18 protein-coding genes and 2 pseudogenes are annotated in these 21,999 nt (G+C 57.6%); 16 read left to right on the forward strand and 4 right to left on the reverse strand.

The annotated features are described in order from the left end of the window. Positions 1-872 precede the first annotated feature (872 nt). The 16 genes and pseudogenes from FFM53_RS32465 (at position 873) to rpoN (ending at position 17,434) form a co-directional block, all read left to right on the forward strand. Positions 873-2,138, forward strand: coding sequence for a DegT/DnrJ/EryC1/StrS aminotransferase family protein (locus tag FFM53_RS32465; RefSeq protein WP_138333606.1), 1,266 nt, complete (start codon positions 873-875; stop codon positions 2,136-2,138). An 80-nt stretch (positions 2,139-2,218) separates the two neighbouring features. Further along, a complete protein-coding gene (locus tag FFM53_RS32470) occupies positions 2,219-3,382 on the forward strand; it encodes an MFS transporter (RefSeq protein WP_138333604.1) in 1,164 nt (387 codons plus the stop codon). A 219-nt stretch (positions 3,383-3,601) separates the two neighbouring features. Further along, positions 3,602-4,165, forward strand: coding sequence for a gluconate 2-dehydrogenase subunit 3 family protein (locus FFM53_RS32475; protein ID WP_246413386.1), 564 nt, complete (start codon positions 3,602-3,604; stop codon positions 4,163-4,165). A gap of 44 nt (positions 4,166-4,209) precedes the next feature. Next, the gene (locus FFM53_RS32480; RefSeq protein WP_138333600.1) at positions 4,210-5,994 is read left to right on the forward strand and encodes a GMC family oxidoreductase; all 1,785 of its coding nucleotides are present in this window, start codon (positions 4,210-4,212) and stop codon (positions 5,992-5,994) included. Positions 5,995-5,997: 3 nt separating this feature from the next. Beyond that, complete coding sequence (locus tag FFM53_RS32485; RefSeq protein ID WP_131588198.1) at positions 5,998-6,450, forward strand: c-type cytochrome; 453 nt, start codon at positions 5,998-6,000, stop codon at positions 6,448-6,450. Positions 6,451-6,596: 146 nt separating this feature from the next. Continuing rightward, positions 6,597-6,743: pseudogene (locus tag FFM53_RS37135) on the forward strand (IS91 family transposase); the annotation flags it as partial. 571 nt (positions 6,744-7,314) lie between these two features. Then, positions 7,315-8,937: a cytochrome-c oxidase, cbb3-type subunit I gene (gene ccoN, locus FFM53_RS32495; RefSeq protein ID WP_138333596.1), complete on the forward strand. Its 1,623-nt coding sequence runs from the start codon at positions 7,315-7,317 to the stop codon at positions 8,935-8,937. A gap of 8 nt (positions 8,938-8,945) precedes the next feature. Then, complete coding sequence (ccoO, locus tag FFM53_RS32500) at positions 8,946-9,680, forward strand: cytochrome-c oxidase, cbb3-type subunit II (protein ID WP_018481505.1); 735 nt, start codon at positions 8,946-8,948, stop codon at positions 9,678-9,680. Positions 9,681-9,688: 8 nt separating this feature from the next. Continuing rightward, complete coding sequence (locus FFM53_RS32505; RefSeq protein WP_010067378.1) at positions 9,689-9,841, forward strand: cbb3-type cytochrome c oxidase subunit 3; 153 nt, start codon at positions 9,689-9,691, stop codon at positions 9,839-9,841. Position 9,842: 1 nt separating this feature from the next. Beyond that, positions 9,843-10,706 carry a cytochrome-c oxidase, cbb3-type subunit III gene (gene ccoP, locus FFM53_RS32510; RefSeq protein WP_138333594.1) on the forward strand — a complete coding sequence of 288 codons (864 nt, stop codon included), beginning with the start codon at positions 9,843-9,845 and terminating at the stop codon, positions 10,704-10,706. Positions 10,707-10,716: 10 nt separating this feature from the next. Continuing rightward, positions 10,717-10,902, forward strand: a complete 186-nt coding sequence (locus FFM53_RS32515; RefSeq protein WP_028734518.1) for a hypothetical protein — start codon at positions 10,717-10,719, stop codon at positions 10,900-10,902. Between the two features lie 168 nt (positions 10,903-11,070). Next, positions 11,071-12,639 carry a cytochrome c oxidase accessory protein CcoG gene (ccoG, locus tag FFM53_RS32520; protein WP_138333592.1) on the forward strand — a complete coding sequence of 523 codons (1,569 nt, stop codon included), beginning with the start codon at positions 11,071-11,073 and terminating at the stop codon, positions 12,637-12,639. Continuing rightward, positions 12,636-13,121 carry a FixH family protein gene (locus FFM53_RS32525; protein WP_138333591.1) on the forward strand — a complete coding sequence of 162 codons (486 nt, stop codon included), beginning with the start codon at positions 12,636-12,638 and terminating at the stop codon, positions 13,119-13,121. The genes ccoG and FFM53_RS32525 overlap by 4 nt, the downstream gene beginning before the upstream one ends. Continuing rightward, positions 13,118-15,403 carry a cation-translocating P-type ATPase gene (locus tag FFM53_RS32530; RefSeq protein WP_138333589.1) on the forward strand — a complete coding sequence of 762 codons (2,286 nt, stop codon included), beginning with the start codon at positions 13,118-13,120 and terminating at the stop codon, positions 15,401-15,403. Before FFM53_RS32525 ends, FFM53_RS32530 begins: the two co-directional genes overlap by 4 nt. Then, positions 15,400-15,558 carry a cbb3-type cytochrome oxidase assembly protein CcoS gene (ccoS, locus tag FFM53_RS32535; RefSeq protein ID WP_027681636.1) on the forward strand — a complete coding sequence of 53 codons (159 nt, stop codon included), beginning with the start codon at positions 15,400-15,402 and terminating at the stop codon, positions 15,556-15,558. The genes FFM53_RS32530 and ccoS overlap by 4 nt, the downstream gene beginning before the upstream one ends. Before the next feature lie 319 nt (positions 15,559-15,877). Next, complete coding sequence (gene rpoN / locus FFM53_RS32540; RefSeq protein WP_138333587.1) at positions 15,878-17,434, forward strand: RNA polymerase factor sigma-54; 1,557 nt, start codon at positions 15,878-15,880, stop codon at positions 17,432-17,434. Positions 17,435-17,828: 394 nt separating this feature from the next. Here rpoN and FFM53_RS32545 read toward each other — a convergent pair. From FFM53_RS32545 to nifN, 4 genes and pseudogenes are all read right to left on the reverse strand, one after another. Continuing rightward, a pseudogene (locus FFM53_RS32545) lies at positions 17,829-18,394 on the reverse strand (amino acid kinase family protein); the annotation flags it as partial. Further along, positions 18,379-19,482 carry an aspartate-semialdehyde dehydrogenase gene (locus tag FFM53_RS32550; protein WP_138333899.1) on the reverse strand — a complete coding sequence of 368 codons (1,104 nt, stop codon included), beginning with the start codon at positions 19,480-19,482 and terminating at the stop codon, positions 18,379-18,381. The gene FFM53_RS32550 and the pseudogene FFM53_RS32545, both read right to left, overlap by 16 nt. A gap of 454 nt (positions 19,483-19,936) precedes the next feature. Next, positions 19,937-20,260 carry a ferredoxin III, nif-specific gene (gene fdxB, locus FFM53_RS32555; protein ID WP_080664731.1) on the reverse strand — a complete coding sequence of 108 codons (324 nt, stop codon included), beginning with the start codon at positions 20,258-20,260 and terminating at the stop codon, positions 19,937-19,939. Between the two features lie 343 nt (positions 20,261-20,603). Continuing rightward, on the reverse strand, positions 20,604-21,923 hold the full coding sequence (nifN, locus tag FFM53_RS32560) for a nitrogenase iron-molybdenum cofactor biosynthesis protein NifN (protein WP_138333585.1): 1,320 nt from the start codon (positions 21,921-21,923) through the stop codon (positions 20,604-20,606). Positions 21,924-21,999: the final 76 nt, after the last annotated feature.

The raw sequence follows: 21,999 nt of genomic DNA on the forward strand, positions 1-21,999 counted from the left end.
GGAGCTAACGAAAGCCTTTGACGATGAGTGGAGCATGCTGGCAGCACGCAGGTTTGCGAGGGAGATCGAGCTGGGCATGAGCCGGCAGCCCGTAATTCGTACATTATTGGCGGCGGATCGGTGCGGAAACGCCACATCAGGCAGAGCAAAAAACGTACGGAGATAGCATTTCGCGAGCACGGTGAACGCGTGCGGCAGAGTAATAAACAGCTCGCGCGAAGACCGCCGTCATACAAATGAGGCCGAACGGGGCGCGAAAGCCCTCTCCCAGAGATGGAAACCGCAGAACTCAAGATGGGTTTCGACTCACCTGTGTCGGGGCAACTGAAGACAACAATCTGGACATGAGCACGTCCAATGTCGGACATCCGACACCGCCAAGCGCGAAACTCCCCTTCATTTCCGATGCGGGTCTGGTTGGCACGAGCAGTGCTAAGAGTAGGCCGAGGATGCACCAACCAGACAGAGGATAGATAGAGATGCCCTCAAGCCCGAACTTTCGGATTCTCTCTGCAGAGCCCGGCGAAACCCGGACGCTGCATCCGTGGCCGATTCTGACGGGAGCGATCTACCGGAAAGTCATCGTGTGTATTTCGCCTGGTGAACTATCCGGCTCGGGTCGGGAAGTCATTACTGAGTTTGAAAAGAAGTGGAGAATTGGATCGGCAGTGGGCATGTCGTCTCGACAAATAGCGGTACTGCCGCGCCGATGATAGCACTACACGATCATTGTCCAATGTCGGACATACGACGCAGCTCAGTTCGAATTTCCTTTTTATTTTCAATGGAAATCTGGTTGGCACGAGATGTGCTCAGTATGGAAGCGGGCAACTTTGACGCCCTGGATGCACCAACCCACGGGGATGAATTAAATGCCATCAAAGCCAAACTTTCAGGTTCCCTCTGCGGAGCCAAGCGGAACCCGGACGCTGCATCGGTGGCCGATTTTAACGGGAGCGAACTACCGGAAAGTCATCGCGTGTATTTCGTCTGGTGAACTTTCCGGCTCGGGTCTGGAAGTCATTAATGAGTTTGAAAAGAAGGTAGAGAATTGGATCGGCGGCGGTCATGTCGTCTCGACAAATAGCGGCACTACCGCGCTGATTGTGGCCCTCCTGACACTCGGCGTTGGGCCGGAAGACGTTGTTCTTGTGCCTTCCTACACCTGGAGCGCCACTGCATTTGCAGCGACTCTTATCGGCGCCATTCCCCGCTTCGTCGACATTGATAGCGACACCTACAATCTCTCTACCGAGGCAGTGGCTAAAGCGATTACGCCGGACGTCAAGGCAATCATCGTCGTTCATATGCATGGCCTGAGCTGCGAAATGGACGAGATTACCGCCATTGCGCGGGAGAAAGGGGTTCCCATCATTGAGGACTGCGCCCAGGCCCACGGCGCACTCTATAAGAAACAGTATGTTGGGACTCTTTCTGACATCGGCTGCTTCAGCATGCAGAAAAGCAAGCATTTCTCCGCCGGCGACGGTGGCTTCCTTGTGACGAGAAATGCCGCCCTTGCCCAAAAGGCACGCGATATCTGCAACTTCGGCCTTCCTACGCCAAAGCATAATTATCACTTTGAGGAGGGGCTGCGCGAAGGATATGCCGTATTTCGTGAGTGCGAGCAGATCGGCGGCATGTTTAGGTTAAACCCGCTTTCGGCGGCTCTGGTGATCGATCAGCTAGAGCATCTCGATCAACGGATAGAATGGCTCCAGGAGGCTATGAAGCCACTCGTTGCGGAGGCGGCACAAGTTCCCTTTCTCAAAATCACCCAGCCCGGCTCCCACCAAACGCATGTTTGGCACAAGATCCGCGTCGGTATCGACTATGGGGCAGTCGATCACTACGGGAGATCAATGGCGGACATCAGACAAGGGCTGCGCAACACTCTTGCTAGGAGCGGCATTCCGAGCACGCTGTGGACAGCACCTATACTCCCGCTTCAGAAGGTGTTCAGGCCGTATGCGGGCACGATCGACTGGACCAAAACTGCGGGGCACCTTGCAATCGAAAACTCGTTCATCGTTTTCGACGAGAAGTACCCATTGATTGCCCAGGACCCCTCAACCATGACGGCTCTCGTCTCGAAGCTCAGGCAAGTCTGGAGCGATTACTTTGCTTCATTAGAATAGACCAGCAACCCACGGGCCTGATGGTTCTGGCAGCTCTACGCAGGTCCTGATCCATCTCGACAACGGAAGCGGAGCCTCCAATGAGTAACGCTCGCATATTTGTTCCCCAAACGCGGGTCATGGCGGTGGCTTTCCAGTTCTTTATAAACGGAGTGGTATATGGCACCTGGGCGACAAACATACTTCATATCCGACGGTCGTTTGGTCTGAGCGAGTTCGGGCTCAGCATCGTGTTCCTAACAATGGGAGCCGCAGCGGTGTTGATCATGTCGCTCACGGGCTATCTCGTGCAGATTTTCGGGAGCCGGCGGATATCGATCCTGTCCTGCCTATTCTTTCCAGCTGCGCTATGTTTTGTGTTTGTAGCTCCAAACCACATCGCCCTCCTGGTCGGCGTCGGCCTGTTCGGCGCCGCGAACGGCTCAATGGACGTTTCGATGAACGACCAGGGCACCAATCTTGGTAAGAGAGGAAGCGATCCCGTCATATCGCTACTGCATGGTTTCTCCAGCATTGGAGCGCTTGCGGGTTCACTTCTGTCCTACTGGTGGATTGGTAGAGGCTATCATCCGCTGGTCCAGGCCATTGCCTTGCTGGTTGGCACTCTAATGCTTTCTTGGCGACTCTTCCCACACCTTGATCTGGACGCTGATCGGAGCAGGATCAGTCTGCAGTTAGGGGCATTGGGCAACGGCAGGCTCATTTTGCTCGGATTCCTGTCATTCCTCACCATGATGAGCGATGGAGCAATCGCCGATTGGAGCACGATCTATCTAGAGGACTACTGGCCGACGTCGCCTCAGACTGCCGTCCTGGGTTACCTGGCCTTTGCGGTCTTTATGATCGTCGGCCGGATCTCAGGAGACCGCATCGGAAGCGTTATCGGTGATCGCGCCATGATTGCGATTAGCGGCGGCCTCATGTCGGCGGGCATGACAATAGCATTGTCAATCCCGTTTTTCGCAGCTGCGCTCGCCGGCTTTTCCTTACTGGGCATAGGCATGGCTAACCTGGTGCCTATCATCTTCAGAAATGCAAGTGAGATGGTGCCAGACGGTCTCGGGATCGCATTTGTGTCGGTCTGCGGCTATTCCGGATTTCTCGTCGGTCCACCCATTATTGGTGGCGCGGCCGGCGCAGTGGGGCTCAACAAAGCCTTGCTGATCGTCAGTGCGGTCGGAGCGACGCTGGCGTTTGCATCGGTCCTTTTTCAAGGACGCAAACGCCCACCCGCTTCAGGCTGATGGCCTTGGGATGAGCGGCAATAAGCTTTGTTGCAAAAGGGAAGCTCCAATATGAAAAGGAGAGACGTACTAACTCTCATCGGGGCGCTCGTTGCCGCCGGTCCGATCGGATGCAAGCCCGCCTGTGGCGAGGAAATGAGTGGATCCCCCACCGGGACTGACTCAAATAAAAGATCCCCCCTGAAGTCGATCGAGCACGGGGGTTTTCGCAAGGCTCTCATGGATGATGAGGACGTGAGGACCCTAAAGGCGGTATTCGATCGTCTGATTCCCGAAGATCAGTTTGGACCATCAGCATCGAAAGTTGGATGCCTTGATTTCCTCGACGCACAACTTACCGGCGGGTACGGGGAAGCCTCGACGCTCTATCGAGAAGGACCTGAGCAACCGCACGAAGAGCAAATGCTTCAGAAGGCCCAATTTATCGCCATACCGCGCGAGCGATACCGTGCCGGCCTCCAAGCGCTGCGAGCTTATATCTTAGAAACGGACGGCGCGTCCTTCGCCGACCTGCCGCCGAGCCGCCAGGATGAAATTCTAGCAGGTATGGAGCAGGGCACGATCAAATTGGGAATGGCCCTCAATACTGGGGCTTTTTTCGAACTTATGTTGACCAATGTCCGCGAGGGTTATTTCGCCGATCCGTACTATGGCGGGAACAAAGATATGGCGGGCTGGAAGATGATCGGCTTCCCCGGTGCTCGCTACGATTACAGAGCTTACACCGACCGGACAGGACAGAAGCTCAATCTGGTCCCCGTCAGTCTCGTTCCGAAGAACTGAGGAAGCGTTTCTCTGCTTCCTGCAATTATCGAGGTTCAACAAGTATGACCACCAGACGCACCAATCCCAAGGTTGACGCTGTCATCGTCGGGTTCGGCTGGGCAGGTTCGCTCATGGCCGCGGAACTTTCCCGCGCAAATATGAACGTCGTTGCGATTGACCGCGGTCCTTGGCGAGATACCTTTCCAGATACGCCGCTTACGGCTGATCCCGACGAGTTGCGCTGGAAAACGCGCAGGGAGCTGCTCGCACCGCCGCACGACACCACTCTCACCATGCGCAACACGTTGGACCAGACGGCCGTGCCACAGCGTGACTTCGGTATTTCGGAGCTCGGCGGAGGCGTCGGGGGCCAGGGGTTCCAATGGGCAGGAATGGCCTGGCGCTTCAATCCCTGGGACTTTCGGGTTCGTAGCGAAACGATCGAACGCTATGGCATGGCCCGCGCTGAAGACGGGGAATTGCAGTTGCAGGACTGGGGCATCACCTACGCTGAGCTGGAACCCGACTATGATCGTTGGGAGCAAATTGCAGGCGTAGCCGGTCAGGCAGGCAACCTCAGGGGCAAGCTCACAAGCAGGGGCAATCCCTTCGAAGGGCCGCGGTCGCGGGAATACCCGACACCGAAGCTGAAAACGCTCCGCATGATGGAGATTTTCAACAAGGCGACATCGGAGATGGGTCTTCACCCTTTTACTATTCCCTGTGCGAATGTCTCGCAGGCTTATGTCAATCCGCTCGGTGTTACGATGGCGCCATGTACCTATTGCGGCTTTTGTTCGTCCTACGGGTGCGGCAACTATTCGAAGGCAAGTCCGCAGACGTGCGTCTTTCCAGCTCTGTTGAATAATAACCCCAACTTCAGGCTCATCACCAACGCATGTGTCACGCGCGTCAACAAAGCTGCTGACGGAAAATCTGTGACCGGCGTGACCTATATCGACCAGAACGGTAGCGAGGTTCTGCAGCCGGCCGATATCATTTGTCTAACGGCTTTCCAAATGGAAAACGTTCGACTAATGCTTCTGTCGGGCATAGGCAAGCCGTATGACCCGCTCACAAGCGAAGGCGTCGTCGGCCGCAATTTCAGCTTCCAGACCGTGTCTGGGGCAGATCTCTGGTTCGAGGAAGACCACATCAATCCGTTCATCGGGGCCGGTGGCCTAGGCTCTCAAATCGACGACTACAACAGCGACAATTTCGACCACTCGTCACTCGATTTCATCGGTGGGGCGGGCATCTTGACTCTTTCGCGCGACGGCACACCGATTGCCAACGCCAACAAGCTACCACCGGGCACGCCACGCTGGGGCTCGGGCTTCAAGAGAGCTTATTCGAACTACTACCAGAACTATGGAGTCCTGTTCAATCAAGGGACATCGATGCCGATCAAGCGTGGGTACCTTGATCTCGATCCCACCTACAAGGATCCCTTCGGCCTTCCGCTGTTACGTCTGACATACGACTATGCCCGAAATGACCGCGCCATGGCGACGTTCACCATGAATCGCGCGATACAAATCGGCAAGCGAATGGGCGCATCGCAGTTCAGCGCCTTCAACTTCGCCGAGAAACCATTCACCACGGCGATCGGCGCGTCAAACCATACGATAGGTGGCGCCGTCATGGGGGCCGACCCGACCAGTTCGGCGGTAAATTCGTACCTTCAAAGCTGGGACTGCCACAACGTCTTCGTCGTCGGTGCATCGGCCTTTCCCAACAACGGTGGGTACAATCCGACGGGAACCGTGGGCGCGCTGGCGTTACGCGCGGCGCGCGCGATCTGCGGAAATTACGCTCGCAAACCCGGCGCATTGCAGAAGGGCTGACCAATGGCCGAGTGGAAAAACATTATTGGTGCGCTCGTCGTTGCGGCCTTCGGTGGCTCAGTCCACCAGGCGGGCAATCTCTTCGTTTTAAGTCGATCGCTCGTCGTTGATTCCACCCGCGCCCCGATGCCCATTCCTTCCTGCGCAATGACACAGGCAGCACTTAGCTACGAGGTGAATTGTTCGACTTGCCACGGCGCTCGGGGCGAAGGCATCGAGTCAATGATCCCATCGCTTGCCGGGAATGGTGTCCCTAAGGCTAAGCATCTGATTGAAATGATCATTGCCGGCACAACCGGCGGGCAGGGGGGAGTTCACATGCCGCCGTTTGGGTGGAAAATGAGCAATGAAGAAATCGCGCGACTGGCAAATTACGTTCTCAGCAACTGGGGCGGTGCCGCCATTTGCGTCACAGCTGAAGATGTCGCCAACGTGCGAGAGGCACTCCCGGGGTGATAACGGTGGATTAGCAGGCCGTTGGGACGAAAAGACTGACGATCCGCTACGAAATCCGCAGGTCGCCGTAGAAGCCACTCGTTAGGACGACAGCTAGGACCGATCGACATTCAGGATTGAACAAAGCCGCTATCGCGGCATTTGGCCGGACCGCTCGCCTCGGCGGGCATGTCCAGCGGTGTCAGGACTGCGCGGCGTTCCGCAATCGTCTTCCAGAACAAAAATGCCGTTCACACGATCTCTTTCGCGTCGTCGCCGAAACGCTGCGCAGGCTTGCTGCCGAACGCAGTCACCAGCCATAGATGTGTCGAGAACCTGACGGAGATGATTAATGTGTCGACTTCTACCACCATTGGCCAACCACCGCTGGACTGCTCCCATTTCGGCCAGACACCCAACCTAAGCAGGAAGGGAAAGGCGTTGTCGCTCACGCGTAGTCCGTTGGCCAACGTTTTGCAGTGACTCCATAGCCAATCGGAAAGCTCCGAAGCTCTCTCTTCAGTATTCCATATGTTAAATGGATTGCCCCTGTCGTTGGGTGTTCAGCCATAAACCTGGCCCATAGCTCGTTCCTTCAATTGCAAGGAAATGATGAACCGTCAAAACCCGGGATTGAACGCTCAAACGCAAATGAGCCTCCGAGTGGGCTTGCCCAAGGGCAACAATGAATGACGCAACGTGAACTTGACGGTGGAGTAGTCAGCATGTGTCAACGGATCAAGAGCCTTTGCATTTATAGCCGCAGCGTCGTCCCGTCTTTCTGTCCTCTCGTTGATGTGGATCAAGGAGCATTTTGCGGCTTCGTGACAGTGGTGGCGAGAAAGACGGCCGCGACGCGGTCGTCGGCGTACTGGGGACGACATCATGAATTACACAACGGAAACGATGGTGATCGCGGTCGCGGCGTTTCTAGCGCTGCTAGTAGCCGCATTCGCGCGTGATCATCTCTTTGCGGTCCATATGGGCATAGTTTGCCTCTGCCTCGTTATGGGGGCTGTGCTGATGGTCAGGAAGGTCGACTTTTCGCCGGCAGGCCAACAGCGCAAAGTCGATAAGTCCGGCTATTTCGACGAGGTGATACGGTATGGCTTGATCGCCACGGTGTTTTGGGGCGTGGTTGGTTTTCTGGTTGGCGTGATCATCGCGCTGCAACTGGCCTTTCCTGACCTCAACATCGCCCCTTATCTCAATTTCGGGAGGCTGCGGCCCGTTCACACGTCGGCGGTCATCTTCGCCTTCGGCGGCAACGCGCTAATCATGACGTCGTTCTACGTGGTGCAACGCACCTGTCGCGCGCGTCTTTTCGGCGGCAACCTGGCCTGGTTCGTATTCTGGGGCTACCAGCTTTTTATCGTGCTGGCTGCGACCGGATACGTTCTTGGAATCACCCAGGCCCGTGAATATGCCGAACCTGAGTGGTACGTCGACCTCTGGCTGACGATCGTTTGGGTCGCCTATCTCGCAGTGTATCTTGGGACGATCCTGAAGCGCAAAGAGCCGCACATCTACGTGGCAAACTGGTTCTATCTTGCCTTCATCGTCACCATCGCCATGCTGCACGTAGTTAACAACCTGGCGGTTCCCGCGTCGTTCCTGGGCTCCAAAAGCTATTCTGTCTTCTCGGGCGTTCAGGACGCGCTGACCCAATGGTGGTACGGCCACAACGCCGTCGGCTTCTTCCTCACCGCCGGCTTCCTGGGCATGATGTACTATTTCGTGCCGAAGCAGGCCAACCGACCCGTCTATTCATACCGCCTTTCGATCATCCACTTCTGGGCGCTGATCTTCATGTACATCTGGGCCGGTCCGCATCATCTGCATTACACGGCACTGCCCGACTGGGCCCAGACGCTCGGCATGGTTTTCTCGATCATGCTCTGGATGCCCTCCTGGGGCGGCATGATCAACGGTCTCATGACCCTTTCGGGCGCCTGGGACAAAATTCGCACCGATCCAATCATCCGTATGATGATCGTCGCCATCGCCTTTTACGGGATGTCGACCTTCGAAGGCCCGATGATGTCGGTGAAAACCGTCAATTCGCTCAGCCACTATACCGAATGGACGATCGGTCACGTGCATTCCGGCGCTCTCGGCTGGGTGGGAATGATCACCTTCGGGGCGATCTACTACCTGACGCCGAAACTATGGGGACGCGAGCGTCTCTACAGCCTGCGGATGGTCAACTGGCACTTCTGGCTCGCAACCCTCGGGATCGTCGTCTACGCCGCCGTGCTTTGGGTTGCCGGCATCCAGCAGGGGCTCATGTGGCGCGAGTACAATTCCCAGGGCTTCCTCGTCTACTCCTTCGCGGAGACGGTCGCGGCGATGTTCCCCTACTACGTGCTGCGCGCCGTCGGCGGAACGCTTTACCTGGCGGGCGGTCTCGTCATGGCCTGGAACGTGTTCATGACGATCCGCGGCCATCTGCGCGACGAAGCTGCGATCCCAACCACTTTCGTGCCCCAAGCACAGCCTGCCGAATGAGGTGAGACATGGCATCGATACTCGATAAACATCAGATCCTCGAGAAGAACGCGACGCTTCTTCTCGTCGGCTCGCTGCTCGTCGTGAGCATCGGCGGCATCGTCGAAATCGCACCGCTTTTCTACCTGCAGAACACGATCGAAAAGGTGGAAGGCATACGGCCGTATACGCCGCTCGAGCTGGCCGGACGAAACATCTACATCCGCGAGGGCTGCTACCTCTGCCATAGCCAGATGATCAGGCCGTTCCGCGACGAGGTCGAACGTTACGGCCATTACTCGCTCGCGGCCGAGTCGATGTACGACCATCCTTTCCAATGGGGATCCAAGCGAACCGGGCCGGATCTGGCCCGTGTCGGCGCGCGCTACTCCAACGAATGGCATGCCCAGCATCTCGCCGATCCTCGGGCAGTCGTGCCGGAGTCGATCATGCCGAGTTACGCCTTTCTCAAAGAACAGAGGGTGACGGTCAAGGACGTGGGAATGGACCTGAAGGCCAACGAGGACGTGGGCGTGCCTTATGACGACGACATGCTTGCGAACGCGGAGGCCGACATGAAGGCCCAAGCCGATCCGAACGCAGATACGACGGCCCTGCTTGCCCGCTATCCGAAGGCGAAGACCGGCGATTTCGACGGCGATCCTGCTGCGCTGACCGAAATGGATGCCTTGGTGTCCTACCTGCAGATGCTCGGAACGTTGGTCGATTTCTCGACCTACGACGATGCGACCGGCTACCGATGAGGTGATCCATGGAAACCTACACTGCAATGAGACACTTCGCCGACAGCTGGGGCCTCCTGGCAATGACGGCATTCTTCGTCGGCGCGGTTGTGTTCACCCTTCGCCCAGGCAGCAAGCAGACGGCGAAAGAGGCCGCCGATATTCCCTTGAAGGATGATTGAGATGTCGGAAAAACACATCGATGAATTTAGCGGCGTCAAAACGACCGGACATGAATGGGACGGCATCCGCGAACTCAACAATCCGATGCCCCGCTGGTGGGTGTGGACCTTCTACGCCACCATTGTCTGGGCGTTGGGCTATGCGATCGCATATCCCGCGATCCCGATGACTACCGACGCCACGAAGGGTATGCTGGGCTTTTCCAGCCGCGCCGAGCTGCGGCAGAACCTGGATCAGGCCAAAGCATCGCAGACGGCGCTTCATGATCTGATCGCCGCCAAGACGGTGGACGAGATCGATTCCGATTCTGCTCTTCGCGAATTCGCGATCGCCGGCGGCGCATCTGCATTCAAGGTGAACTGCGCGCCATGCCATGGCTCGGGAGCAAGCGGCGGCCCGGGATTTCCGAACCTCAACGACGACGATTGGCTGTGGGGCGGAGACCTGCATGCCATCCAGGCGACGATCGCGCATGGGATTCGCTTCGACGGGGATACGGACACTCATGCTTCCGAGATGCCGCCCTTTACCGATGTTCTGGATCCCCTCCAGACAAGACAGGTCGCGGCTTACGTCTGGGGACTGACCAATACACCGTCGGACCCCGGTCTCGCAGAGGCCGGAAAACAGGTCTTCCTCGATAACTGTGCCGCATGTCACGGCGACGACGCCAAAGGAAAGGCCGACATGGGCGCGCCGGATCTCGCCGATGCGATCTGGCTGAAGGCACGCGGCGAGGATGCGATCATGCGCCAGGTAGCCGCTCCCAAACACGGCGTCATGCCTGCTTGGGCAGGGCTTCTCGGCGACACGACGGTCAAGGAATTGACGATCTTCGTCCATTCGCTCGGCGGCGGAACCTAAGGAGGATGCCATGTCAGATCATGACCACAATCCAATCCTCGGCCTCTACGGCACGCCGCGCGCCGACATCCGATCACGTATATCGGAGCGCGCTGGGACGATGCCCCCATTATACGATCACGACGATCCGGCAAAGATCGGCAGTTCGATCGTCAGTTTGACCCGCCTCAAAAACCACCAGCAGACAAGCCGTTAACCGCAATTTTGTCGAGGACGTCCCAGCTGTGGTTGTTCCCCGCAGCTCAGGGCCACGCCTCTCCAGAGGCGTGGCGTTTCGCTTCGCGGGAAAGCCCTCGCTCTTGATCTGCATCAAGGACGGATGCGCGGCAGATGGGACAACGGCAGGTGAAATCGGATAGGTCCTATGAACCTCTACACTGCATCAGATCCCGAAAACATCAAAAGGCTCAGTGTCAAGCCGGTCAATGCCCGTCGCAATCGACAGCCTCTCTACGCACCTCGAAAGAAGGTTTTTCCCAGGCGTACAGAGGGACGTTTCCGTCGGTTCAAGTGGATCGTGATGCTGATCACCCTCGGCATCTACTATCTCGCGCCATGGATTCGCTGGGATCGCGGTCCTTACGCGCCTGACCAGGCAATCCTCATCGACCTGTCTTCACGGCGCTTTTTCTTTTTCTTCATCGAAATCTGGCCCCAGGAATTTTATTATGTGGCGGGTCTCCTCGTCATGGCGGGGTTCGGCCTGTTTCTCGTCACTTCCGCGGTTGGCCGCGCATGGTGCGGTTACGTTTGTCCGCAGACCGTCTGGGTTGATCTCTTTCTCGTCGTCGAACGTGCGATCGAAGGCGATCGAAACGCGCGAATGAAGCTTGACGCTGGTCCCATGAGCGTTGCCAAGCTCAGGAAGCGTGTGGTCAAACATTCGACCTGGCTGTTGATCGGCGTCGTCACGGGTGGAGCGTGGATCTTTTATTTTGCCGACGCGCCGAGCCTGCTTGTTTCCCTGTTCACCGGCCGCGCGCCTGCAGCCGCCTACACCACGGTCGCCATCCTTACTGCAACGACCTATGTGCTCGGCGGTCTGATGCGAGAGCAGGTGTGCACCTACATGTGCCCGTGGCCACGTATCCAGGGTGCGATGCTCGACGAAAATTCTCTCGTCGTCACCTACAATGACTGGCGGGGCGAGCAGCGGTCGCGTTACCCGAAGAAAGCTCGAGCCAAGGGCCTGCTGGTCGGGGATTGCGTCGATTGCAATGCCTGCGTGGCGGTGTGTCCGATGGGGATCGATATTCGCGACGGGCAGCGGATGGAGTGCATCACATGCGCGCTCTGCATCGACGCCTGCGACGGCGTCATGGACAAGCGCGGGAAGCCTCGCGGCCTGATCGCCTACGCCACGCTGAGCGAATATTCGAGCAACATGTCGCTTGCCACGGACGAAGGACGAACGGCCGTCCAGCCGTCCAGGGTTCGAAACGATAATGGAACTTTCGTTCCGGCGATCCGGTACTTCAACTGGCGTATCATCTTTCGTCCGAGAACCGTCCTTTACACAGTCGCCTGGGCGTCGGTCGGCATGGCCATGCTCGTCCATCTCGCCTTTCGGGAGCGCCTTGAACTCAACGTCGTTCACGACCGAAACCCCCAATATGTTCTGGAAAGCGACGGCTCTCTGCGGAATGGCTACACGCTTCGTGTCCTGAACATGGTGCCGACGCCGAGGGATGTGAACATAAGCCTGGTCGGGCTGGAGGGGGCGACGATGCGCATTCCTGAGTTCGGCAAGGAAGACGCTCGCAGCTTTACAGTCCATGCCGAACCCGACGCGGCCACGACGCTCAAGGTCTTCGTTACGCGCAAGCCTACCGGAGCCGCGACCAATGAATTTCTGTTCGTTATCGAAGATACCGATCATGCCGATCGGGCAACCTACCGCGCGGCGTTCAATGCACCGGGAGACATCAAATGAAGACCTCCGCTCAAGGTTTTACAGGCCTGCACATGCTGCTTTCGACCTCGGCATTCTTTTGCGTGGTGATCGCGGTAAACGTCACCATGGCCTTCTATGCCTCTTCCAGGTGGAGCGGTCTGGTCGTGGAAAACACCTATGTCGCCAGTCAGGAGTTCAACCGCAAAGCGGCGGCGATGAAGGCAATGGCCACTTCCGGCATCGAGGGCACCCTTTCCATAAAGGGGCACGAGATCCGCTACGACATTCACGACAAGAGCGGATCGCCTGCGATCGTCGACGACGTCGTTCTGAATTTCAAACGGCCCGTCGGAGACCACGAGGACTTCCACCTTACGCTCAGGAAGACAGCCGCGGGGCGGTTCGAAGCCGAGCATGGCCTAGCCGAAGGTGACTGGATCGTCGAGGCCATCTCGCGAAACGGCGGCGTGGTCGTCATGCATGAGGCAAAACGCCTCGATACTGCGGAGTTAGGCCAATGACCTGCTGTACCATGGACGCAGAAAGCGTGCTTGCCCTCAGCACGACATCATCCAGTGCCGAAGAGGTTCGCCTTTCCAGCCAGCCGCTCGGCGAGGGATTGCGTCAGCTGGACCTGAGTGTTCCCGACGTTCAGTGCGGCGGCTGCATTTCGACCATCGAAAGGGCGTTGTTGACGCTTCCCTTCGTCAAGACAGCGCGAGTCAATCTCACGGCTCGAAGGGTGACCTGCGTTTACCAGGAGGAGATCGAGACGCGTGCAACCGATCCTTCCAAGATCCTCGCAGCGATCAACTCGGCCGGATACCGCGCGCATCTCTTCACGCCCTCAGCTCCCGAGAAGGACAAGACCAGAAATCAGCTTTTTCTCGCGATCGGCGTTTCCGGTTTTGCGGCCGCCAACATCATGTTGCTCTCGGTATCGGTCTGGTCGGGCGCAGATGCCGCGACGCGCGACATGTTTCATTGGATCTCGGCGATGATAGCAGCGCCCGCGCTGGTTTATGCGGGGCGCTTCTTCTTCAAATCGGCCTGGAATGCGCTCCGGCACAGGCGCACCAACATGGACGTTCCGATCTCGCTCGCCGTGACGCTCTCCTATGCCGTTTCATTGTGGGAGACCGTCCATCACGGCGAGCATGCGTGGTTTGACGCTTCGGTCTCGCTGCTCTTCTTCCTGCTGATCGGCAGAACTCTCGATCATGTCATGCGGGAAAAGGCTCGGGCGGCGATCAACGGACTCGCAAGACTGGCCCCGCGCGGAGCATTGCTGATCAATCCGGACGGGTCGCGACGCTACATTGCGGTAGAAGAGATCGCGGCGGGGGATGAAATCTCGATAGCCGCAGGCGAACGGGTTCCCGTCGATGGCATAGTCGTCAGCGGAGAAAGCGACGTGGATCTCTCCATCGTCACCGGCGAAAGTAGCCCCGTCGCCGTTGCCATCAACAGCGAAGTGAGTTCCGGGGCGATGAATCTGACCGGCTCGCTCGTGTTGCGGGCAACGAGAATTGCCAAGAATTCGCTTCTCTCCGAGATCATCGGCCTGATGGAAGCCGCTGAGGGCGGAAGGGCTCGCTATCGCAGGATCGCCGATCGCGCTGCCGCACTCTATTCCCCGATCGTGCATCTGCTGGCACTGGTCTCTTTCCTTGCCTGGGGCATCCTGGGCGGAGACTGGAAACAGGCCATGCTGGTCGCCGTAGCGGTGCTGATCATCACCTGCCCGTGTGCATTGGGTCTTGCCGTGCCCGTGGTCCAGGTTGTCGCTGCGGGGGAGCTTTTCCGGAAGGGCATCATGGTGAAGGACGGTTCAGCACTCGAAAGACTGGCCGAGGCCGACACCGTGGCCTTTGACAAAACAGGCACCTTGACGATGGGCAGTCCGCGGCTTGTCGGAGTGGACACCATGGACGAGAGCGCCACTGCAATCGCCTGCGGATTGGCCGAGCATTCACGGCATCCTCTTTCTCGGGCTCTGGTGCGGGACGCCGAAACCGCCCCCATATCCTTCGACAGCGTCACGGAAATCCCCGGTGGCGGACTGAAGGCCAGGAACGGAGCGGATATCTATCGATTGGGCAACACGGCGTTTGCCGGCGGAACCAGCTTCGTACCCCGGACTGCCGATAGTCCGTACTCGGAAGTGGTCTTGTCGAAGAATGGCGTCGATCTTGCCCGCTTCTTCTTCGACGACACGCTTCGTCCGGGTGCGTGCGAGGCCATCGATCGGCTCGGTGCAGCCGGTCTTGAAACGCTGATCGTGTCCGGCGACAGGCAGACCGTCGTCGACAATACGGCGCATGCTCTGGGTATCGACAGGGCTTTTGGCTCTCTGACGCCGAAACAGAAGGTCGAGGAATGCCAGAGGCTGAATGGCCAAGGTCGTCGCGTGCTGATGGTTGGCGACGGTATCAACGACGCCCCGGCACTTGCCGCGGCGCATGTCTCGATGGCGCCGGCCACGGCCTCCGATATCGGCAGACAGGCCGCCGACTTCGTTTTCTTCAACGATCGGCTTGACGCTGTTCCGGAAGCGATCGCCGTTGCGCGAAGATCCTCCAGCCTCATCCGGCAGAACTTCGCTCTCGCCATCGGTTACAATGTTCTGGCGGTGCCGATCGCCATCGCCGGATTGGCGACGCCGCTCATAGCGGCGGTGGCAATGTCGACATCCTCGATCATCGTCGTGACGAACGCACTGCGGCTGAACGCTTTCGGCAAGCGTCGGGATATGCAAATTCGAGGGGGGATCGGCAGGAGGGCGGAGGTCGAAGCCGCATGAACATGCTGATCTATCTCATACCGATCGCGCTGCTGATGGGAGGAATGGGACTCCTGGCATTCCTTTGGTCGCTGAAGAGCGGCCAGTATGACGACCTTCAAGGCGCCGCCTGGCGAATCCTCGCCGAGGACGAAACCGATCAACGAAAACCCTAACCACACACTGGGTCCAAACACGAAAGGAATATGGACAGTCGCGACAATCTGTACCGTCGTCGTTTGTCGGCTTCGCGACAAATGCCCTTTCGCAACCAAGTTCACTGTTCGCCATAAATCACTGAAACTTAAGCATATTCTTTTTCGGAATCCAGTCGATGGTTTGGCACGCTTCTTGAAAGCTATTACGCGCCGAGGCGCCAAAGTTGCCTCAAGTGGTTCATGATGCCAAGCACGTGCCAATTTCACGTGAAGGCATCGATCGCCGTATCCCGAGGTCATGATCAGGTTGGTCCCACGAATTAAGTGGAATTTTATCATGAAACTGTCCGCCAATCTCTTACAGCGCCAGACCCAGTCCCCGGTGATGACAGCGCGACTGAGGCAATCCATCCAGTTGCTGCAGATGACGCACTTCGAAGTCAACCAGTTCATCGCTCAAGAAGTGGAACAGAACCCGCTACTCGAATTTCCGTACAACGATGATGAGGCGGGCGGCGAAGCCGAAGATGGAGAATATGCTCATCAGCCGGAGGATGCCGGGTCGGACGACGGCTATGACAACCGCACCGAGGCGCTCTCCAGCGACTGGTATGACAATGGTGGCAGCGCCAGTACGAGCCGGCTGAACGACGAACTCGACGCCAATTACACCAATGTCTTTCCCGATGACGGTGCCCCGCAGCGCCTCGATGCGCCGGAACTGGTCAGCCAGTGGAAGTCGATGCCGGGCAGTGGCGAGGGCGCCGACTACGATCTCGACGATTTCGTCGCCGGCCAGGTGTCGTTGCGCGATCATCTCGCCCAGCAGATCCCCTTCGTCCTGCCTGAAATGGCCGACCGGCTGATCGCGCAGAATTTTGTCGACCAGCTCGACGACTGCGGTTATCTGCAGGCCGATATCGTCGAGGCGGGCGAGAGGCTGGGCACGAGCCTCGCACAGGCCGAGCGCGTGCTCGCCACCCTGCAGAGCCTCGATCCGCCGGGTGTTTTCGCCCGCTGCCTCGCCGAATGCCTGGCGATCCAGCTCAAGCAGAAGGATCGATACGACCCCGCCATGCAGGCTCTGGTCGAAAACCTCGAACTGCTGGCCCGGCGTGATTTTGCCACGCTGAAGCGGCTTTGCGGCGTCGACGAGGAAGATCTTCTCGACATGCTCGGCGAGATCCGTCAGCTCAATCCGAAGCCTGGCAGCGGCTTCGAGGCAGGTGTTTCCGAAGCGATCATGCCCGATGTGGTCGTCAGAGCCTCTTCGGACGGCGGCTGGCTGGTCGAGCTCAATCCGGATATGCTGCCGCGCGTGCTGGTCAACCAGTCCTATTTTTCTCGCGTGACCAAGACCAAGGATGCAGAGGTTCAGGCCTTCCTCTCTAATTGCATGCAGACCGCCAACTGGCTGACGCGCAGCCTCGATCAGCGGGCAAATACCATCATGAAGGTGGCAAGTGAAATCGTCCGCCAGCAGGACGCCTTCTTACAGCACGGCGTCGATCACCTGCGCCCGCTGAACTTGAAAACGGTCGCCGAAGCGATCGAGATGCATGAATCCACCGTCAGCCGCGTCACGTCGAACAAATATATGCTGACGCCGCGCGGTCTCTTCGAACTCAAATATTTCTTCACCGTCTCGATCAGCGCCGTCGCCGGCGGCGACAGCCATTCGGCCGAGGCCGTGCGTCACAAGATCCGCGCGCTGATCCTGCAGGAGAGCCCGGAGGCGGTGCTTTCCGACGACGATATCGTCGACATGCTGAAGAAGGGCGGCGTCGATCTCGCCCGCCGCACCGTTGCGAAATACAGGGAGGCAATGAACATCGCCTCTTCGGTCCAGCGCCGCCGCGAGAAGCGGGCACTCGCCAAGGTCGCAGGCTTCTGAGGCTGTCATGCTTCGAGCTGAACCGAAAATTCCTGCCTTAAGCGGCGCGACCTTATGAAAGCTAGCCCTTGGGTGAGTTTGGATCACGCCCGCGGCTTGCGCAGGCCAAGTCTGCATTGTTAACTGTGGGCGCGGCTCCGGTTTCTGGGTCCTAGCTCGCTTCGCGGGTCACTGCGTGTTTTGTGTCGAAATGTGCCGGCACCGCGCTTAGCGTCGCAACCGCAATCGGGGTTAGATCGCACCCTGCGCTCGAGCTGGATCAAGAAGTGCGGCGGCTATGACAGCATCTGCGACAGCAAACTCAATTCCTCAGATATCTCAGTGCAGGAACAGGTATCGCGGCGCCACATTATACGACGGAGACGTACAATTTTTCGACAAGCGAGAGCCTGCACTTTGCGCCATGCCGCGACATCTGCGCGATTGTCCGGTAGGCAATCTTCGGGACTAATCGTGCCCCTGGGACAAGATTAGGATCTGCCGTGTAGACGCTCTTAACATCTGAATATATGTCGCAGGCTTGCTCTCCCAACATAGCTGCGATCACGACTGCTGTCAGATCTGAGCTGTTTCTGCCGAGAAACGTTAGTGCCCGACTGATCAATTGTCTGACTACCCGCGGCAATGACAATGTCATGCTCCTGGAGTGCAGCCCCTGATTGGCTGAGGATCCACGCTTTTTACTGACGCTCGGCCGAAGTCTGAATTAGTGCGTATCCTAAGGACATAGCCGTTCGACGACGTTACGGGAGTTCCAAGGCAGCTGACTGCAGCATCCATCAGGCAGGCACTTAGCATCTCGCCGGTGGCAAGCGCCGCATCAAGATTCGATGGTGATGCTTCCCTGTTGACGCCAAGCATGGTTGCTTTCAGCTTGTCGGTCATTCCAGACATTGCGCTGACCACGGCGATAATCTTACTTCCTCCTGCAGTCCGCAGCTCAGCTAAATGCCGAGCGACTCAAGCGTATTACAAGGATCTCGAAAACTCGACCCCCGAACTTGACAGTCTTCATGTTCACCGATCAAGTTATTGGCGATCGCAAGCTGTGCGATGAGGAGTGCGTTGAGTGCGGCCCCAACCTGAAGGTTGTCGGCTACCACCCACATCCACAGCCCGCGCGGATTCTCGGGATTAACTCGGACCTGTCCGACGTGAACATCGGCAGGATCTCCCAGAAAGCGCGGCGTTGGATATCCGTCGCGAATTTCATCAGCATAAAGTCGAACACCTGGTTCATTTGCCAGGAGCTCACGGACCTGTTCTAGTCGAACATGATCGTCGAACTCGACGTATACCGCCTCGGAATGACCCGTCTTTACCGGCACTCTAACGCAGGTGGCAGTTAATTGCAGATGAGGCATACCGAAGATCTTCCGTGATTCTTGAACCAGCTTGCGTTCCTCAAGAGCCACGCCTTCGCGGGAAATCTCTCCGATCTGCGGTATGACATTGAACGCGAGAGGGACAGGAAACCTCTCCGAAGGGGGGCCGGCGCTCCCCTCGAGCACGGCTTCGGCACCGTTTAGTAGCTCCTTACACCCGAGCAGACCCATTCCAGACGCTGCCTGATAGGTAGTCAAAATGATCTGGTGAATGTCGAACGTCGCTATCAGCGGCTTCAGTGCCCGAACCAGCTGTATCGTGGAGCAATCTGGGTTTGCTACTATTCCAGACGGTGGGCGAACAGTAAGTGAACGGGCGTTAACTTGTGGTACGATGAGTGGTACGTCAGGGTCCATTCGAAAGGAGTTCGATGTGTCAATCACCAAGGTGCCTTGGGATGCGAACGGAGCCCCCCATTTGGCGCTTACGTCACCGCCTGCGCAGAAGAATGCGATATCGGTTTTTGTATCGGCGATATCGCCGATGTCGCGGAGTGCCTCAACTAAATATGTTTGGTCTCGAAACTTGAATTGGCGCGCACCTGAACTAGAGGAGAACAGCCGCAGTCGATTGATCGCAATCTCGCTTTTTTCCAATAACTTGATAAGGGCCGTTCCAACCGCCCCGGTTGCTCCAACGACAGAAATATCTAATGCTCTCATGAGTATCCTCATTTAGAAGCTCCCGGTTGGATCTTGCTTTCAAATTACGAAGCTCGCTTCCGCCACCCAAGGATGTAACCGGAAGGCCGTCGACCTCGTCGGCGGGTTTACATGCTCCGAGGTCGACCACATCGAGTCCGGACGGGGTGGGCATGACGTTGGTTTCACTCGCGACAGTCGCTTCGGCGACGCAAAGAATAATGGCAGAGAGGTAAGTCGCGGCTTGATTCACAGTTCAATGTCCCCTCTCTTCGGATCGTTGGACTTTCGACCTGGTGTTTCCAGTGATGATCGTCTCCGAATGGCAGATTGGATGCCCAGAAAGAGCTTCGCGTCGCATGGCTGGATTTGCTTTCACGCAAAGCTGCCATGCCGCCTTCTCCACGCCTTCGAACCGATGCGATTGTCTCGCACTGTGAATAGCGCCGGCGGCTTCTACCGCTCCGAACGGAATTCAAGATTCGTGCACCGCACGATCATCAACGGCGATATGAGTCTGGCAATTCTTGGGACAGACGCGTGCGCACGCTCCGCAGCCGATACAGCGGCCGGGATAGTCAATGACCATGATCACGCGACTGAGCTCACCATTAAAGTCGTCCTCGCCATCGCAGATACCGAGCATTTCACCTGCTTCATCGATGCCGTAGGGATGCATGACCTCACGTGAGCAGACCTTGAAACAGCGACCACAGCCGATGCACATCGCAGGGTTGATCGAATTCAGATATTCCGGAATCCATAGGGACCCGTCGCGAGTCACGGATGAGCTTGTCATAGATTCCTCCAATTTAGCGAGTTCTGCCGATGACAAATGTGACCGCCGAGGGCGCGCCGATTGCGGGACAAAATGCGAGCCGGCAGCTGTCTAACGCCGCTGTCTTTGCCCCGGTGCAGTCTCCTTCGATACGGTGTCTTCCGATCTCGTCGGAGATATCTCGAACCTAGCGGCTTCCACGAAGATCCACGGCGTCGCGCGTCGCGTCATAGATGGCCAATCATTTGCCCGATCGATTCGCAAAGCGCCCAACTGCCATTTCGTCCGCGTTGATAAGTCCGCCATTGAAGAGCGAGAGGCGACGAACTGATCTCCTTTTTGCGATTCCCGCCTGTCGGTTGAGTCAAGTGGGCCAGGGGTTCGGAGGGTGGTTAGTCTGAATAATGTTCGCGAAGTCGAAGATCACGTCGCGGGTTCCCCGGTATAATATTGTAAGCTTGTGCTGGCTGCCGAAGCGGTCGAACATGGGGAAACCCACCCGCATCAGCGGAACGCCGAGACGTCTGGCAGCTTCTCGGCCGTGCGAGTGAGTGACGATAAGATCGGCCGTTGCGGCGAGACTTTCCAGATCACTGAGATCGCCGACTTTGACGGTCTTCGCCGGTACCATCTCGAGCGCCTTCGAAGTGCCGGTCGTGGTGACCGCGGCCGCAATTTCCGCACCCATGGCAGTAAAAAAATCGGAGAACTGGAAGAGTTGATCCGGCTCGGAGGCAATTGCGATCTTCTTGCCTGCCATATGGAAATGTCCGTCGAGCATGGCATCCTGCAACTGCATTCGGTTACGGCGGACATTGAGCGGTGTCTGTTTGCGTGACACAGCGGCAAGCACGCGAATAAAGCGATCGACGTTCTCTAGGCCCGTCAGCGATCTAAACAGCACGTACGGCACGCCGGTCAGTCTCTGCAGCGCTTCAGCCGGTCGCCGCATATGTTCACCGATTGCGATACACTGCATCGCCGCACCGAGATCGCAGATCTCCTCCAATTTCGTGCCGCCATACGTTGTCGGCATCCATTCTTCGGGGATGGAGCCGTCGAGCGCTCCGGATACGTCGGGCAGAATAACCGGGTCGAGCCCGAAGCTTACGGCCGTCTCGCGCAGATGTTCTATGTCAGCAACTGTCAAGTTCCAGCCAGGCAAGATCGCGATCTTCCTCGGATTGCGATACTGCTTGTCAGATCGCGCTATTGCCTCGATCACGGCGGTAACAGCTTTGGACCAACCTTCCTCTATCGCGCCGTCAAAGTCCGGCGTGTTGGCGAGTACCACTTCGGTGCCCACAAGTTCTATCGCCCGCTTGCGTTTGATGTTTTCGACGTCACCGGCGACATCCTCGTCGCGGGCCTCTACCGATGCGGTCGTGCATATCCCGATCAGTCGTGGCCTTGTGCGGGCTTTGAGGCTGAGAATTGCCTCTTCGAGACGATCCGCGCCGCCGACGATTATCGCGGCTTCGTTCATCGCCGTCGTTTGCAGCGGGATCGCTTCATTGAAATGCCTCACGAGCAGTGCGAGCGCGAAGCTCGTACATCCCTGGCTGCCATGTAGCAGAGGTATTGCGCCGTCGACGCCCAGAAAGGCGAAGGCAGCACCAAGCGGCTGAGACGACTTCAGGGGGTTGACCGCCGCCGACTTCGTTTGAGATACGACGCGTGCCATAGTACGACCTCAACATTTGTTGCGAGTGATCTCGCGGTTTTGGTTCGACGCGCTTACGCTTCTCTTTTCGCTCGTT

The sequence above is a fragment of the Rhizobium indicum genome, from assembly GCF_005862305.2.
Classification (GTDB): domain Bacteria; phylum Pseudomonadota; class Alphaproteobacteria; order Rhizobiales; family Rhizobiaceae; genus Rhizobium; species Rhizobium indicum.

What these genes read in the sequence shown, in the direction of transcription:
- FFM53_RS32515 (WP_028734518.1), top strand. Translation starts at nt 10,717, where the DNA reads ATGTCAGATCATGACCACAATCCAATCCTCGGCCTCTACGGCACGCCG.
- FFM53_RS32470 (WP_138333604.1), top strand. Translation starts at nt 2,219, where the DNA reads ATGAGTAACGCTCGCATATTTGTTCCCCAAACGCGGGTCATGGCGGTG.
- ccoS (WP_027681636.1), top strand. Translation starts at nt 15,400, where the DNA reads ATGAACATGCTGATCTATCTCATACCGATCGCGCTGCTGATGGGAGGA.
- FFM53_RS32480 (WP_138333600.1), top strand. Translation starts at nt 4,210, where the DNA reads ATGACCACCAGACGCACCAATCCCAAGGTTGACGCTGTCATCGTCGGG.
- fdxB (WP_080664731.1), bottom strand. Translation starts at nt 20,260, where the DNA reads ATGACAAGCTCATCCGTGACTCGCGACGGGTCCCTATGGATTCCGGAA.
- ccoG (WP_138333592.1), top strand. Translation starts at nt 11,071, where the DNA reads ATGAACCTCTACACTGCATCAGATCCCGAAAACATCAAAAGGCTCAGT.
- FFM53_RS32485 (WP_131588198.1), top strand. Translation starts at nt 5,998, where the DNA reads ATGGCCGAGTGGAAAAACATTATTGGTGCGCTCGTCGTTGCGGCCTTC.
- FFM53_RS32465 (WP_138333606.1), top strand. Translation starts at nt 873, where the DNA reads ATGCCATCAAAGCCAAACTTTCAGGTTCCCTCTGCGGAGCCAAGCGGA.
- FFM53_RS32550 (WP_138333899.1), bottom strand. Translation starts at nt 19,482, where the DNA reads ATGAGAGCATTAGATATTTCTGTCGTTGGAGCAACCGGGGCGGTTGGA.
- ccoP (WP_138333594.1), top strand. Translation starts at nt 9,843, where the DNA reads ATGTCGGAAAAACACATCGATGAATTTAGCGGCGTCAAAACGACCGGA.
- FFM53_RS32475 (WP_246413386.1), top strand. Translation starts at nt 3,602, where the DNA reads ATGGATGATGAGGACGTGAGGACCCTAAAGGCGGTATTCGATCGTCTG.
- FFM53_RS32525 (WP_138333591.1), top strand. Translation starts at nt 12,636, where the DNA reads ATGAAGACCTCCGCTCAAGGTTTTACAGGCCTGCACATGCTGCTTTCG.
- FFM53_RS32530 (WP_138333589.1), top strand. Translation starts at nt 13,118, where the DNA reads ATGACCTGCTGTACCATGGACGCAGAAAGCGTGCTTGCCCTCAGCACG.
- rpoN (WP_138333587.1), top strand. Translation starts at nt 15,878, where the DNA reads ATGAAACTGTCCGCCAATCTCTTACAGCGCCAGACCCAGTCCCCGGTG.
- FFM53_RS32505 (WP_010067378.1), top strand. Translation starts at nt 9,689, where the DNA reads ATGGAAACCTACACTGCAATGAGACACTTCGCCGACAGCTGGGGCCTC.
- ccoO (WP_018481505.1), top strand. Translation starts at nt 8,946, where the DNA reads ATGGCATCGATACTCGATAAACATCAGATCCTCGAGAAGAACGCGACG.
- ccoN (WP_138333596.1), top strand. Translation starts at nt 7,315, where the DNA reads ATGAATTACACAACGGAAACGATGGTGATCGCGGTCGCGGCGTTTCTA.
- nifN (WP_138333585.1), bottom strand. Translation starts at nt 21,923, where the DNA reads ATGGCACGCGTCGTATCTCAAACGAAGTCGGCGGCGGTCAACCCCCTG.